11 protein-coding genes are annotated in these 14,725 nt (G+C 65.5%); 4 read left to right on the top strand and 7 right to left on the bottom strand.

The features are described 5' to 3' along the window. Positions 1–5: 5 nt before the first annotated feature. From M2320_RS00670 to M2320_RS00680, 3 genes are all read right to left on the bottom strand, one after another. Entirely contained in the window at positions 6–668 is a 663-nt protein-coding gene (locus tag M2320_RS00670) for a TetR/AcrR family transcriptional regulator (protein WP_184426062.1), read from the bottom strand. A gap of 32 nt (positions 669–700) precedes the next feature. Then, entirely contained in the window at positions 701–1,891 is a 1,191-nt protein-coding gene (locus M2320_RS00675; RefSeq protein WP_264595644.1) for a patatin-like phospholipase family protein, read from the bottom strand. 65 nt (positions 1,892–1,956) lie between these two features. Next, positions 1,957–2,382, bottom strand: a complete 426-nt coding sequence (locus M2320_RS00680; protein ID WP_184426066.1) for a phasin family protein — start codon at positions 2,380–2,382, stop codon at positions 1,957–1,959. A gap of 236 nt (positions 2,383–2,618) precedes the next feature. Here M2320_RS00680 and M2320_RS00685 point away from each other — a divergent pair, with 236 nt between their 5' ends. After that, positions 2,619–4,595 carry an SDR family oxidoreductase gene (locus M2320_RS00685; protein ID WP_264595645.1) on the top strand — a complete coding sequence of 659 codons (1,977 nt, stop codon included), beginning with the start codon at positions 2,619–2,621 and terminating at the stop codon, positions 4,593–4,595. On the opposite strand, the gene M2320_RS00690 is transcribed toward M2320_RS00685, so the two are convergent. Beyond that, the gene (locus tag M2320_RS00690) at positions 4,596–5,741 is read right to left on the bottom strand and encodes an esterase/lipase family protein (protein ID WP_264595646.1); all 1,146 of its coding nucleotides are present in this window, start codon (positions 5,739–5,741) and stop codon (positions 4,596–4,598) included. Positions 5,742–5,857: 116 nt separating this feature from the next. Here M2320_RS00690 and M2320_RS00695 point away from each other — a divergent pair, with 116 nt between their 5' ends. Then, positions 5,858–7,534, top strand: a complete 1,677-nt coding sequence (locus M2320_RS00695) for an AMP-binding protein (protein ID WP_319801402.1) — start codon at positions 5,858–5,860, stop codon at positions 7,532–7,534. A 21-nt stretch (positions 7,535–7,555) separates the two neighbouring features. Here the strand turns inward: M2320_RS00695 and pdeM are convergent, their stop codons facing one another. Both pdeM and M2320_RS00705 read right to left on the bottom strand, forming a co-directional pair. Next, positions 7,556–8,224: a ligase-associated DNA damage response endonuclease PdeM gene (pdeM, locus tag M2320_RS00700; protein WP_264595648.1), complete on the bottom strand. Its 669-nt coding sequence runs from the start codon at positions 8,222–8,224 to the stop codon at positions 7,556–7,558. Next, on the bottom strand, positions 8,221–10,665 hold the full coding sequence (locus M2320_RS00705) for a ligase-associated DNA damage response DEXH box helicase (RefSeq protein WP_264595649.1): 2,445 nt from the start codon (positions 10,663–10,665) through the stop codon (positions 8,221–8,223). The genes pdeM and M2320_RS00705 overlap by 4 nt, the downstream gene beginning before the upstream one ends. Positions 10,666–10,704: 39 nt before the next feature. Here M2320_RS00705 and M2320_RS00710 point away from each other — a divergent pair, with 39 nt between their 5' ends. Further along, a complete protein-coding gene (locus M2320_RS00710; protein ID WP_264595650.1) occupies positions 10,705–11,712 on the top strand; it encodes a ligase-associated DNA damage response exonuclease in 1,008 nt (335 codons plus the stop codon). Further along, positions 11,709–13,322, top strand: a complete 1,614-nt coding sequence (locus M2320_RS00715) for a cisplatin damage response ATP-dependent DNA ligase (RefSeq protein ID WP_264595651.1) — start codon at positions 11,709–11,711, stop codon at positions 13,320–13,322. Before M2320_RS00710 ends, M2320_RS00715 begins: the two co-directional genes overlap by 4 nt. On the opposite strand, the gene glmM is transcribed toward M2320_RS00715, so the two are convergent. Next, on the bottom strand, positions 13,323–14,666 hold the full coding sequence (gene glmM, locus M2320_RS00720) for a phosphoglucosamine mutase (RefSeq protein ID WP_264595652.1): 1,344 nt from the start codon (positions 14,664–14,666) through the stop codon (positions 13,323–13,325). Between the last annotated feature and the right edge of the window lie 59 nt (positions 14,667–14,725).

Below are 14,725 nucleotides of genomic sequence, written 5' to 3' on the forward strand. Positions count from 1 at the left end.
CGGCCTCAGTTCAAATAGCGTTTGGACAATTCATCGAACAGTTCGCGCTCGCGCGGCGCGAGATAAGGCGCAGCGAGCGAAATGACGTGAAAGGCGCCGCGCGCCAGCGCCCGGCTTTCCTCTTTTTCGTCGGCATCCTCGCCATTGCGCGGATTGCGCGCGAGTTCGTAGGAGAGCCAGTAGGTCGCGATCACGGTCATGTTGACGGCCAGCGCCTCGACGTCCTGCGGCGAGGCCCTGAGCTCGCCCGCCTTGACCAGGCCGGTGAGAATGGCGACCGCCGTGCGCCGCTTATGCGCGAGAATGCGCTTGAACTGCGCGCCCAGCACCCGGTAGCGCGAGGTGAGTTCGTTGATGTCACGATAGATGAAGCGATATTTGTGGATGGCCTCAAAGATCAGGTGCAGGAACAGCCAGGCGTCCTCGGCATGCGCCGGCCTCTGCTCCGGCGCGGCCAAAGTGTGCTCGATTTCCTCGCGAAACGCGGCGAACAGCGCTTCGACGATCTTGTCCTTGCAACGATAGTGATAATAGAGATTGCCCGGGCTGATGTTCATTTCATCGGCGATGGCCGTCGTGGTGACGCCCGGCTCGCCGTAGGTGTTGAACAATTTCAGCGCCGTATCGAGAATGCGTTCGGGCGTTCGCCTCTTTGGTTTTCTCTCCATGCCTGCTCCCCTCCCCGGAACGGGCGAAACAATTATCGCAATGCGCGCTCCAGTGAATCCAGGGCCGTTCCGAGCTGGCTCGCCGTCTGTTTGAGCCCGACGCGGCGCGGCGCGCGGCGCCGGCGCGACAGCGTGCGGGTCTCGTCGGCGAGACAGGCGCGGTCGAGCGACACGCAATGGCGGGCCAGCACGCGATCGAGCTCGTCGGCGCGGCGGCGCAATTCCTCGCGCGTCCTCTGATAGGCGTGTTCGGCCAGCCGGTGACGGCTGGAATAGGAAAACACATTGGTGAAGAACATTTCGGCGTCGTCGCGCGCGGGCTCGAACAGGATGACGTCGGCGTCGGGAAAGGTTTGCGCATAGCGCTCCATCCCCACCCGCATGCGCGAATGGATCAGCGCGCGAAAGGTCTGCGACATCACGGAGGGCAGGCCGCGCGCCGCGAGCGACAGGCGTCTGCGGTGACTTTTGCGCGCGACCGCGTCAGCGTCGATGGGGGTGAGCGGATTGACGCAGATCAGCAGTTTCGCGCCCTCGGCCAGCGCCACCGAGGCATGAAGGGTCTTCATCAGCGCGCCGTCGACATAATGGCGTCCGTTGATCTCCACTGGCGGGAAAAGCCCCGGCAGCGCCGAACTGGCCTGAACGGCGCGAGAGATGGGCACGTCGTCCAGCCCCGGGCCGCCGAACGGCGTCGCCGAACAGGAATCGAGATCGGTGGCGACAATGAACAGTTTTTTTGCAAGCCGCCGAAAATCGTTGACCCGGCCCCCCGCGGAAAACAGCCGCGCCAGATAGGCGCCCACGGGCTCATTATCGAACAGCCCGGCCGGCAGCGCGCGCCCCAATTGTTGCAGCGATTCGGCGAAGCCGTGCGGGGGCGCGCCATTGAGGTAGGACTGCATCGCCACCGCCAGAAGCCCCGGCAGACTGGCGAGGCGTTGCCCGAATTCCTGAAAGGCCGGCTGCAACAGGATTTCGGGTTCGAAGGGGTCGTCGGCCTCCTCGCTCTCGATGAACAGCCGGTGCATGTCGCGCGGGGTGACGCCATTGGCGAGGCCTGCGGCGACGAAGGCGCCCGAACTGACGCCGACAAAAATATCGCAGCCGGTGAGGTCGAGGCCGATCAGCGCCTCATCGAGCGCCGCCAGGGCGCCGACTTCATAAATGCCGCCGACGGGTCCGCCGCCAGCCAGAGCGACGCCCTTGAGATCGCGGTTCACGGCGCCCTCCATCGTCTCAGAACCCGGCGGGCGCGCCGGTTCAAGGCGCGCCCGTCAGCTCGCATTCATTTCGCCGCCGCAGGCGCCTTGGCCGGCGCCTTGCGCTGTTCCAGCTCGGCGGACAGGGTCTTCACCTCATGGGTGAGTTCCGACACCCGCCGGCCCAAGTGCTCGATATCCTTGCGGGTGGGCACATTCAGCGAATGCAGGGCGCGGGCGACGCGCTCTTCAAAAACCTGTTCGAGCTTGTCCCAGGATCCCGTCGCCTGTTTCCTGACTTCGGCGATCTTGTCGTCGGCGGTCTTCTTCGCCCGGTCCTGGACGGCCTCGCCTTCCTTGACCAAGGCTTCGAAGACTTTCGTGCCCTCCTCCTGCGCCTTGGCGAAGGCGCCGAGGCCGGCGAGCCAAATCTGGTTGGCGGAATTCTTGATCAGCGTCGCAAGTTCGTTCTCGCCCTTGCCTTCCGCAAGTTCGGTAAGCTTCTTGACCATGATCCTCTCCCGTGGATTGCCGGCGGTTGAGCCTGCCGGTTTCATTTTTATAATTTATCCGTCCAGACTAGAATCCTCGCCCTAGAATCCTCATTTCTTTTGGTCACATCTGCGAGATCGCAGTCATTCCCCTGTTCCACCGGTTTTTTAGCTTGGCTATTTGGCGTCTTGCGTTTTGAATAGGCGGCGGATTCTAATCGACACCATTATCTTGCAAAAGCTTTGGAGACCGAGCCATGATCTACGTCATCACCGGCGGCAGCGGCTTCATCGGCAAGCGTCTGATCCAAAAATTCTTGGCGCGGCCCGACGCCGAAGTCCATTTCCTGCTGCGCAATTCCTCGCCTGAACGCCTGAAAATTTTGGGCGATTTCTGGGGCGCCGAGGCCGCCCGCGCGCTTCCCCTGCCCGGCGACCTCACCGCGCCGCTGTGCGGCGTCGATCCCAAGACCATCGAAGCCCTACGCGGCAAAGTCGATCATTTCTTCCATCTCGGCGCCATCTATGATCTCGCCGCCGACCCCGCCCAAGAAATGCTGGTCAATATCGAGGGGACGCGCAACGCCCTGGCGCTGGCGGAAGCCCTTGGCGCACGGCGCTTTCACCACATGAGCTCCATCGCCGCCGCCGGCCTCTACGAGGGCGTGTTCCGCGAAGACATGTTTGATGAGGCGGAAAACCTTGAGCACCCCTATTTCGCCAGCAAGCACGAGTCGGAAAAAGTGGTGCGCGCGGAAGCGAAAATTCCCTATCGCATCTATCGTCCGGGGCTGGTGGTCGGCGATTCCCGCACCGGCGAAATGGATAAGATCGACGGCCCCTACTATTTCTTCAAGCTCATCCAGAAACTTCGCGGCCTGCTGCCGCCCTGGGCGCCGATGATCGGCCTGGAAGGCGGGCGCATTAATCTCGTCCCCGTCGACTTCGTCGTTGCGGCCACGGACGTCCTCGCGCACAAGGACGGCCTCGACGGGCGCTGCTTCCATCTCGTCGATCCCGACCCGCGCCGCGTCGGCGACATTTTCGCCCTGTTCGCCGGCGCCGCGCACGCGCCGCGCGTCACCATGCGGGTCAACACCGCCTTGTTCGGCCTGCTGCCGCGCACGCTCACCCAGGCGCTCAAGGCGCTGACGCCGGTGCGCCGCATCCGCAAGGCGCTGATGAAGGATCTGGGCCTGCCCGAGGGCATTCTCGCCTTCTTCAACTATCCCACGCGCTTCGACAGCCGCGAGGCCGGGCCGTTGCTGGCAAACGCCGGCATCAAAGTCCCCGCAATCGAGGATTACGCCTGGCGCCTGTGGGATTATTGGGAGCGCCATCTCGATCCCGACCTGTTCATCGACCGCTCGCTGCGCGGACGGGTCGCCGGCAAGGCGATTTTGGTGACCGGCGGCTCCGCCGGTATCGGCAAGGCGACGGCGCTACGCCTCGCCGAAGCCGGCGCGCGCGTGCTGATCGTCGGGCGCGACCAGATCAAGCTCGACGCCGCCTTGCAAGAGGCGAAGGCGCGGGGCCTGAAGCTCGAGGCTCATGCGGCGGATCTCGCCGATCCCGCGCAATGCGAAGCCCTGGTCGCCGCGCTCAACACGCAGGGCGGCGTCGAGATTCTGATCAACAACGCCGGCCGCTCGATGCGGCGCGGCATCGAACATTCCTACGACCGGCTGCATGATTTCGAACGCGCCATGCAGGTCAATTATTTCGGCGCGCTGCGGCTCACCCTCGGCCTGCTGCCGGGCATGGCGCAGCGCCACAGCGGCCATGTCATCAACATTTCGTCGATTGGCGTGCTGACCAATGCGCCGCGGTTTTCGGCCTATGTCGCGTCAAAGGCGGCGCTCGAAGCCTTTTCGCGATGCGCGGCCAGCGAATTTCTGGACCGCGGCGTGCATTTCACCACGATCAACATGCCGCTGGTGCGCACCGCCATGATCGCGCCGACAAAATTGTATGAGCACGCGCCGGCGCTTTCGCCGGAGGAGGCGGCGGAGCTGGTGGTCGAGGCGATCGTCAAACGCCCGTCGCGCATCGCCACGCCGCTCGGCGTGTTCGGCCAGATCGTCCACGCGTTCAGCCCGCGTCTGGCGCAGATCGTGATGAACACGGCGTTCCGCATGTTCCCCGACAGCGCCGCCGCGACCGGCGCCAAGCACGAGGCGCCGAACGCGGATCAGATCGTGTTCACGCAGATCATGCGCGGGCTGTATTTGTAATCACGCGCCCGCGACGGGTTGCTCCTGCGCGGCGGGCGCCGGCGGCGGCGCGACCGCCTCGACCGCCGCTTCCGCGACGCTCGGCGCAGGTTCAACAGCTTCCACCACGACAGGCGCTGGCGCGGCAGGCGGGGCCACGACGATGATGGGCGTTTCCTCCACCACCGGCGCAGCTTCGACCGCCGGCGCCGCTTCAACCGGCGCGACGACGACCAGCGGCGGCTCCGGCTGCGGGTTCAAAGCGACGGAGGGCGCGCGCTTCGCCGCGGGTTCGGAAAAGGCCAGAATCTTCTTCAGCACTTCCGGCTGATCGATCACCGACAAATGACCGGCGAGCGGCGCGCAGGTCTCCGGCGCCCCCTGCAGGCGCGCGGCGTCCGGCGGCGAGACGAATTCGTCGCGGCCGGCCCAGAAGGCGTGGACCGGAACCGAGGTCTCCTTGGCGTTAAGCGCCTGCAGCCAGGGGGAATCCGGCTCCATCTGGCGAGCGCTGCGGCCGAGGCCGAATTTGGCGAAGCTGGTGCCATGGTTCGGCGTGGCCAGCGTGATCAAGCCGGCGACATCGTCGCCGCCGCGCCGGGCGATGCGGGCGCGCGCCACCAGGCCGCCCTTGCTGTGACCGACCAGCAGAACTTTTTCCGCGCCGGTCTGTTGCTTCACGCGGGCGATGTGCTGGTCGAGTTCGTCGGCGAGTTCGTCGATATCAGCGAAGGTCCACCCGAGCGTCACCGGCGCGACCTTGCGGCCAGCCGCTTCGAGATCGCGCGCCAGATCGAACCACATGCCGCGATTGCAGCAATAGCCGGGAACGAGCACGATCGGGGTTTCGTCCGGCGCATGAGCCAGCACTTTCTCGTCGCCCATCCAGAACGTGTCGAACGGCATCAGCACGACAAAGGCGCGCCAGAAGGCGTAGATCTCGGAGGCGCTGGCCAGCCAGCGACGCTCGGGCGTTCCGATATTCAGGAAATTGGGCGCGTTCACGGCGATGGCGGCGGCGGGAATGGCCGCGGGCAGGCCGACGAAGACGAGGAGCAGGACGATCAGCCCGGCCTCGAAGCCAAACAGCAATCTTGTGAGGTGGCCGGCGATTGCGGCCACAATTAGGATCAGAACGACGGCGCTCCGCAACAAAAGGGTCCGCATCTCAGTCTCCGCGCTATCGGCGTATTGATCGGAATCATTGTCTGTGACTGCGGCGACCAGATTATGAATGGGCAAAGCGCGCAATGACAAAGATCAACAATCGGGAGGGGCGCATCGTGGAGCACATCTGGACGGCCCGCTATCCCGCCGGCGTCGACGCGAAAGTCGACGTCCACGTCTTTCCGTCGTTGCGCCACATGTTCGAGGACAGCGTCGCCCGCTTTCCCGACAACACCGTCTTCATCAGCATGGGCGCGCGGCTCAGCTACCGCCGCTTGCGCGAACTCGCCTGGAATTTCGGCTCCTGGCTGCAAAATGTCGTCAAACTGCCGCGCGGCGCGCGCGTCGCGCTGATGACGCCCAACCTGCTGCCCTATCCGGTCGCGCTCTTCGGCGCGCTCTCCGCCGGTTATGTCGTGGTCAATTGCAACCCGCTCTACACGGCCTTCGAGCTCGAGCGGCAATTGCAGGATTCCGGCGCCGAGGCTCTGGTCGTGCTGGAGAATTTCGCGGCGACCGCGGCCAAAGCGATCGAGCGCACCCAGGTGCGCGCCGTGGCGGTGGCGCGCATCGGCGATCTCCTCGGCTTTCCCAAGGGCGCGCTGACCAATTTCGTCGTCAAGCGCGTCAAACACCTGGTTCCCCCCTGGGAAATTCCCGGCGCGATCCCGTTCACCCAGGCGCTGCGCCTGGGCGCCGGCGCGCCGCTGGCTTTGCCGGACCTCGGCCCCGACGATCTCGCCTTCCTGCAATATACCGGCGGCACCACGGGCGTGCCGAAGGGCGCCGAACTCACCCATGGGAGCGTGATCGCCAACATCCAGCAGGGCTACGCCTGGGTGCGGCCCTTCGCCGAGGACGGGCGCGAAATCATCGTCACGCCGCTGCCGCTCTACCACATCTTCGCGCTCACGGTGAGCTGCCTGCTGTTCATGCGCTTCGGCGCGGCCAACCTGCTCATCGCCAATCCCCGCGACATCAAGGGCCTGGTGAAGGCGCTGTCGCGCACGAAATTCACCGCGATCAGCGGCGTGAACACGCTGTTCAGCGCGCTGCTCAAGAACGAGGATTTTCGCCGGCTCGATTTCAGCGCGATGAAGATTTCGGTGTCCGGCGGCATGGCTTTGCACAAGGCCGTCGCGGAAAAATGGAAGGCGGTCACCGGCCGGCCGCTGATCGAAGGCTACGGCCTGACCGAATGCTCGCCAGCCGCCCTGATCAATCCGCTCAACCTGGAAAATTTCAACGGCGCCGCCGGCCTGCCCATGCCGCAAACCGACGTCTCCATCCGCGACGATTCCGGCGCCGAAGTCGCGCTGGGCGAACGCGGCGAGCTCTGCATCAAGGGACCGCAATTGATGCGCGGCTACTGGAAACGGCCGGAGGAAACCGCCGACGTTTTCACCGCCGACGGTTTTCTGCGCACCGGCGACATCGCCACCATGGACCCGCAAGGTTTCGTCCACATCGTCGATCGCAAGAAGGACATGATCCTGGTGTCCGGCTTCAACGTCTATCCCGGCGAGATCGAGGACATCGTCGCCCTGCACCAGGGCGTGGAGGAGGTCGGCGCGGTCGGCGTCTGCGACGAACAGACCGGCGAAGCCGTGAAGATCGTCGTGGTCAAGCGCGACGAAGCCCTCTGCCCGGACGAATTGGTCGCCCATTGCCGCAAATATCTGGTCGGCTACAAGATCCCACGCCAGATCGAATTCCGCCGCGACCTGCCGAAAACCAATGTCGGCAAAATCTTGCGCCGCGCGCTGCGCGAGGAGAACGCGCCGCCGCATTGAAGCCCATCGACGCTGGCGCGTTCAAATCAGATAAAGCTCGGCGCCGAGCGCGAAGGGCGCGAGCGCGGCGCTGGTCACGCAGAGCCCGCCGGTGAGCGCGCCGAAAGCGGGCATGACGATGGTTTCGGCTCCTACCACAAAACAGGGGCGTCGCTGTTTTCCCGCGCGCGTCGCGACGCGCGCGCAAGGGTGCAGATGGCCAAAAATCTGCGGACCGGCGAGGGCGTCGGGTTCGTGACGCAGGCGAATGACGTCCACACGCCATTCCTCATGCAAGGCGCACGACAGTTTTTCAAGCGCCCGCGCCAGAGGCCGGTCATGGTTGCCGAGCACGAAGACGGGCGCGGCCCGGCGCGCCAGAAATTTTATCATGCGCGGCAGGAAATCGGGGTCGGCGGTCAGACGCGTGGAATGGAAGGCGTCGCCGAGCAGCAGGATTTTGGCGGCCCCCGTCGCCTGGGCCTCGGCGTCGAGTTTGTGCAGCGTCGCGTCGGACTCGTAGGGCGGCAGGAACATCCCGGCCGCCGAAAAATGCAGCGCCTTGCCGAGATGGAGGTCGGCGACCGCCAGGGCGGAAAAGTCCGGGAAAAAAAGCGCCCCGCTCGGGCGCAGTTCGATGCGGCAGCCATGGAAAGAAATTTCGCGCGCGGCCAGCAGCGGCTTGATGCTCAAAGGCGTCGGCTTGTTCATGTCGCCAAAAATTCGTCGCCGAGTTCTTCCAGAGCCAGGTCACGCGCGTCGCCCGGCGCCTTTTCGCGGCCGATCTCCAGCAGCAGCGGCACAGCCAGCGGGGTCGGGCGGTCGCGGCGCACCACATCGATTTTTCCGTCGAACATCACCAGCTTTCCCGCGAGGCGGTCGAGATCGAGCATTTCGCGAGACGCCTCCAGACGCGCCGCCTGCAACAGAATGTGGTCCGGCTCGTAACGCCGCAGCACGTCGTAAATGAGGTCGGAGGAGACGGTCAACGCCCGCCCCGCTTTCGCCTCGCCGAACACGCGCCGCTCCACCAGTCCCGCCACCTGCGCGCAATTGCGGAAGGCGCGTTTCATGATGCTGCTGTCGCCGAGCCATGCCTCGAGATCGTCGCCCAGCATGTCCGGCGACAGCAGCGTGGCAAAATCCTCCGTCTCGGGAAACGGCCGCAACTGCCAGACCAGGACGGCATAATCATTGGCGGCGAAACCGATCGGCGCGAGCCCGGCGCGGTTGAGCCGCCGCGTCAGCAGCACGCCGAGGGTTTGGTGCGCCAGCCGCCCGGCAAAGGGATAAAGAGCCAGATAGTGCCGCTTGGCGCGCGGAAAAATTTCGACCAGCAACCGGCCGGGGCGCGGCATCATGCTGACGTCGCCCTGGGCCGCAAGCCATTCCGCCACCTGCGGCGGGAACGGAATGTCGTGACGCGCCCCCGAAATCAGTTCGGCGACGCGGGCGGCGAGCGATTCGGACACGGGCAGCCGCCCGCCCATATAGGAAGGGATGATCGTCGAACTGTTGGCCCGCGCGCGGGAGACAAAAAGCTTTTCCTCACGCAACTCACGCGCTTCCCAGACCTCGCCGGAAAAGTAAAACGTGTCGCCCGGCGCCATGCCGGCCGCGACCAGCGAGTCGATCGTCCCCAGCTCCCTGCCGGCCTTGAGCGCGCGACCGGCGCCGACGGCCAGGACAACGCGGGCCATGGGATTGTCGACGATGGTCCCGATGTTCATGCGATGCGCCGCCAGCATTTTGGCGTTGGCGACCCGCAAAACCCCTTTGGAATCGACGCGGATTTTTTCGAAGCGCTCGTAGGCCTTGAGCGCATAGCCGCCATTGCGGGCGAAGGCGAGGACACGATTGAAGGTCTCGCGCGTGAGGCCGCAATAGGGGGCGGCGCTGACGATTTCGCCATAAAGCGCGTCGGCGGTCATCGGCTCGGCGCCGAGCCGGCTGACGACATGCTGGGCGAGCACGTCGAGCGCGCCCGCGCGCGCCGGTTCATTGTCCTGGGCGCCGGCCTCCACCGCCTCGACCGCAGCAACGCATTCCAGCCATTCGAAACGATTGGCCGGCGCGAGCAAGGCCTGAGAGGGCTCGTCCAGCCGGTGATTGGAGCGGCCGACGCGCTGGGTCAGACGGCTGGCGCTCTTCGGCGCGCCGACCTGGATGACCAGATCGACATCGCCCCAATCCAGGCCGAGATCGAGCGTGGAGGTCGCCACCACCGCATCCACCGCGCCCTCCGCCATGGCCGTTTCGACGCGGCGACGGTGCGCCCGGTCCAGCGAGCCGTGATGCAGGGCGATGCGCAGATTGTCCTCGTTGATGTCCCAGAGCAGCTGGAACATCAGCTCCGCTTGCAGCCGGGTGTTGACGAAGACGATGCTGAGCTTCGCGCCGCGCAGGCGCTGGTAAATGTCGCCAACGGCATAGCGCCCGGAATGGCCCGCCCAGGGCGTGCGGTTTTCGCTCTCCAGAATTTCGAAGCGCGGCGGCGGCGCCTGCGCGGCTCGCACGAGCGCCGGCGCCGCCGCGCCGCCCGAAGCCAGCCAGAGCGCCAGCGCCTCCGGGTCCTTCACCGTCGCGGACAGGCCAAAACGCTGCGCCTCCGGGGCGATCCGCGCGAGCTGCGCGAGGTTCAGCGCCAGGAGATCGCCGCGCTTCGACGGCGCGAGCGCATGGATTTCGTCGAGCACCAGATATTTGAGATTTGAAAAAGTTTTGGCGCCATCGGGCCGCGACAGCATCAAGGCAACCTGCTCCGGCGTGGTCAGCAAAATGTGCGGCGGGTTTTTCTGCTGGCGCGCCCGGCGGCCGGCGGGGGTGTCGCCGGTGCGCGCCTCGATGCGGGCGTCGAGCCCGATCTCCGCGACGGGAATTTCGAGATTGCGGCGCACATCCACCGCCAGCGCCTTGAGCGGCGAAACGTAAAGCGCGAACAGCGGCGCCGCCTCGCCGCGCGCCAGATCGCACAGCGCCGGCAAAAAGCCGGCGAGCGTCTTGCCCGCGCCGGTCGGCGCGATCACCAGCGCCGATTTTTTTGCCGCCGCGAGGTCCAGAACCTGCCTTTGGTACGCGCGCAAAACCCAGCCGCGCCGCTCGAACCAGCGGACGAGGTTTTGTGGCAAATCGGCAGGCGGCTTGGCGTTCATGGCGTCCTCGACCATATAGGAAGGGAATCCGGATTGGCGATGCGTCCACAGGACTTGGCTGTGCTGCGCCCGGAGGGTTTGTTTTGCCCGCCGGGCGATTTTTTCATCGACCCCCTGCGGCCCGCCGCGCGGGCTGTGATCACGCATGGCCATTCCGACCACGCCCGCGCCGGCCACGATGAGGTGATCTGCACCGAGCCCACCGCCGCCATCATGCAAGCGCGGCTCGGCGAGGGCGCGGCCGGGCGGTTTCACGCCCTGCGCTATGGCGAGAAAATCCGGATCGGCGAGGTCGAGGTCACCCTGGCGCCCGCCGGCCACGTGCTCGGTTCGGCGCAGGTCCTGTTGGAATGGCGCGGACTTCGAATCGTGTTCTCCGGCGACTACAAGCGCGATCCCGACCCGACCTGCGCAGCCTTCGAGCCGATCCGCTGCCATGTCTTCATCACCGAGGCGACATTTGGCTTGCCGGTGTTCCGCCACCCGCCGCCCGGCGACGAGGTGGACAAGCTCCGTCTCTCCATGGCGCGCGCGCCCGAGCGCTGGCATGTGATCGGCGCTTACGCGCTCGGAAAGGCCCAACGTCTGGTCGCCGAAATGCGCGCCACGGGCGACGAACGCGCCGTGCTGATGCATGGCGCGGCGATGAAGATCTGCGAGCTCTACAAAAACTTCGGCGTAAAGCTGGGCGCGTTGGAGCCGGCCAGCGCCGAAAGCACGAAATCCTCCGCGCCCGGCCTCGTGATCTGCCCGCCCTCGGCCTTGCAGGACCGCTGGTCGCAAAAATTCGGCGACGCCGTGCGCGGCATGGCCTCGGGCTGGATGCAGATCAAGGGCCGCGCCCGCCAGCGCAATGTCGAACTGCCGCTGATCCTCTCCGACCACGCCGACTGGCCCGACCTGCAGCAAACCATCCTCGACACCGGCGCGGAGGACATCTGGATCACCCATGGCCAGGAAGACGCGCTGATGCGCTGGTGCGAAACGCGCGGCCTTTGCGCCCGCCCACTCAATCTTCACGGTTATGAGGGGGAGGAGGCGGAGTGAAGAATTTTGCCGGACTACTCGAAAAGCTGCTCTACCAGCCGGCGCGCAATGGAAAATTGGCGCTGCTCGTCGACTATCTCAACGGCACGCCCGACCCCGACCGCGGCTATGCGCTGGCGGCGCTGTGCGGCGATCTGGTCCTCGATGAGGTCAAGCCGGGACTGTTGCGCGGACTGATTGAGGAGCGCGCCGACCCCATCCTGTTCCGGCTGTCCTACGATTTCGTCGGCGACCTCTCCGAAACCATCGCGCTGATGTGGGAGCCGGGCGAGCCGGCCGAGGCGCCCGAACTGGCGCAAGTGGTCGAAGCGATGCGCGCCATGTCCAAGGCGGAGGCGCGACGGCGCCTTCCCCACTGGCTCGACGCCCTCGACGGGACCGGCCGCTGGGCGCTGCTGAAACTGGTGACAGGCGCCTTGCGCGTCGGCGTCTCCACCGGCCTCGCCAAACAAGCCCTTTCGCAATGGAGCGGCGTGGCGCAGACGGAGATCGAGGAGGTCTGGCACGGTTTTGCGCCACCCTACCTGCCGCTGTTCGCCTGGCTGTCAGGGGCGGCGGCGCGCCCCTCCGCCAATGACGCGCTCTGCTTCCATTCGCCGATGCTGGCGCATCCCATCGACGATACAGATTTCGAAAAACTCGACCCGACAGAATTCGCCGCGGAATGGAAATGGGACGGAATTCGCGTGCAGACCAAGGCGCGGGCTGGCGCCGGGGCGCGCCTGTTCTCGCGCTCCGGCGACGAGATTTCCAACGCCTTCCCCGATCTCCTGGACCCGCCGCTGTTGATGGGCGGGCTCGACGGCGAGCTGGTCGCGCTGGAGCCGGGCAAGAGCGGCCTGGAGGCCGTGGCGAGTTTTTCCACGCTGCAGCAGCGGCTCAACAGAAAAACCGTTTCCGCCGCCATGCTGAAACGCATTCCCGTGGCGATCATCGCCTATGATCTGTTGTTCGCGGCCGACGCCAGCGGCGAAAACTGGACGGATGTGCGCCCGCTGAAGTTTCAGGAGCGCCGCCGCCTGCTCGAGGATGCGGTCGCGAAAGCCAGGGATCCGCGCCTGCTGCTGTCGCCGCTGCTCGATTTCGAAAGCTGGGACTCGCTCGCAGCCCAGCGCGCCTCATCCGCCGCGCACCCGAGCGTCGAGGGCGTGATGCTCAAGCGCAAGGCCAGCGCCTATGTTGCGGGACGCCCGAAGGGCGAGTGGTTCAAGTGGAAGCGCGACGCCCATCTGCTGGATTGCGTGGTCATGTATGCGCAACGCGGCCACGGCAAGCGCGCCTCGCTCTATTCGGACTACACGTTCGGCCTGTGGAGCGGCGAAGCGCTGCTGCCGGTCGGCAAGGCCTATTTCGGTTTTACCGACGCGGAACTGGCCCAGCTCGACCGTTTCGTCCGGCAGAACACGGTGCAAAAATTCGGTCCGGTGCGCGAAGTGGTTCACGCGCCGGACGACGGCCTGGTCCTGGAAATCGCCTTCGAGGGCGTGCAGGTTTCGGCGCGGCACAAATCCGGCTACGCCATGCGCTTCCCGCGCATCAACCGCATCCGGCGCGACAAAAGACCGGCCGAAGCCGATCAATTGGAGGCGCTGGCCAAACTGGCGCGGTGATCAGGCGGCGGCGGCGACCGCCTCGCAGACCTCATCGACAATGCTCTCGACGATCGCCCTGTCGTCGCCCTCGGCCATCACGCGAATGACCGGCTCGGTGCCGGAGGGACGGATGACCAGCCGCCCTTCATCGCCGAGCTTCTGCTTGGCGGCCTGGATCACTTTCGACACGGCCTCGGTCTCCAAGGGCTTGCCGCCTTTGAAGCGCACGTTTTTCAAAATCTGCGGCAGCGGATCAAAGGCGTGGCAGACTTCGGAAACCGGCTTGCCGCGGCGCTTGACCACCGCCATGACCTGCATGGCCGCCACCAGACCATCGCCGGTGGTGCAATAATCGGACAGGATCATGTGTCCCGACTGCTCGCCGCCGACATTATAGCCATGCTCGCGCATGTGCTCGAGCACATAGCGGTCGCCCACCGGCGTGCGCGCCAGCGACAGGCCGAGCGAACTCAGATAGCGCTCCAGCCCGAGATTGGACATGACGGTCGCGACAATGCCGGGCCGCGACAATTTTCCGTCGGCGCGCCAGTCCTGCGCCACCACCGCCATCAACTGATCGCCATCGACGAGACGGCCATGTTCATCGACGATGAGCACCCGGTCCGCATCGCCATCGAGCGCGATGCCAATGTCGGCGCGCAACTCCCGCACCCGCTGGGCCAGCGCCTGCGGCGCGGTCGAGCCGACATTGCGGTTGATGTTGAAACCGTCGGGCTCGACGCCAAGCGAAAACACTTCGGCGCCCAGTTCCCACAGGGCTTCCGGCGCCACCTTGTAGGACGCGCCATTGGCGCAATCGATCACCACCCGCATGCCCTCGAACGACATGTTGCGCGGCAGCGTGTGCTTGGCGAATTCGACATAACGCGCGCGCACGTCATCGACGCGGCGCGCCCGGCCCAGGGCCGCGGGACCGGACAGCCGCGCGCCGAGATCGCTTTCGATCAAGGCTTCGATCTGATGCTCGACCTCGTCGGAGAGCTTGAACCCCTGCGGGCCGAACAATTTGATGCCATTGTCCTCATAAGGATTGTGCGAGGCGGAGATCATCACGCCAAGATCGGCGCGCATGGAGCGGGTCAGCATGGCGACGGCCGGCGTCGGCATGGGGCCGAGCAGCAGCACGTCCATGCCCACCGAAGTAAAGCCGGCGACCAGAGCATATTCGATCATGTAACCGGAAAGACGCGTATCCTTGCCGATCACGACGCGGTGCCGATAGTCGCCGTTGTTCTGGAAGACGATGCCTGCGGCCTGCCCGACTTTCAGCGCCAGTTCCGGGGTGATGACCTTGTTGGCGAGGCCACGAATGCCGTCCGTGCCGAAAAACTTGCGGCTCATGTTACCGAATCTCCAATTCATGCGGCGAACCTATCGCGCAACGACAGCATTCTCCACAA

Source organism: Rhodoblastus acidophilus (assembly GCF_025961575.1).
Classification (GTDB): domain Bacteria; phylum Pseudomonadota; class Alphaproteobacteria; order Rhizobiales; family Beijerinckiaceae; genus Rhodoblastus; species Rhodoblastus acidophilus_C.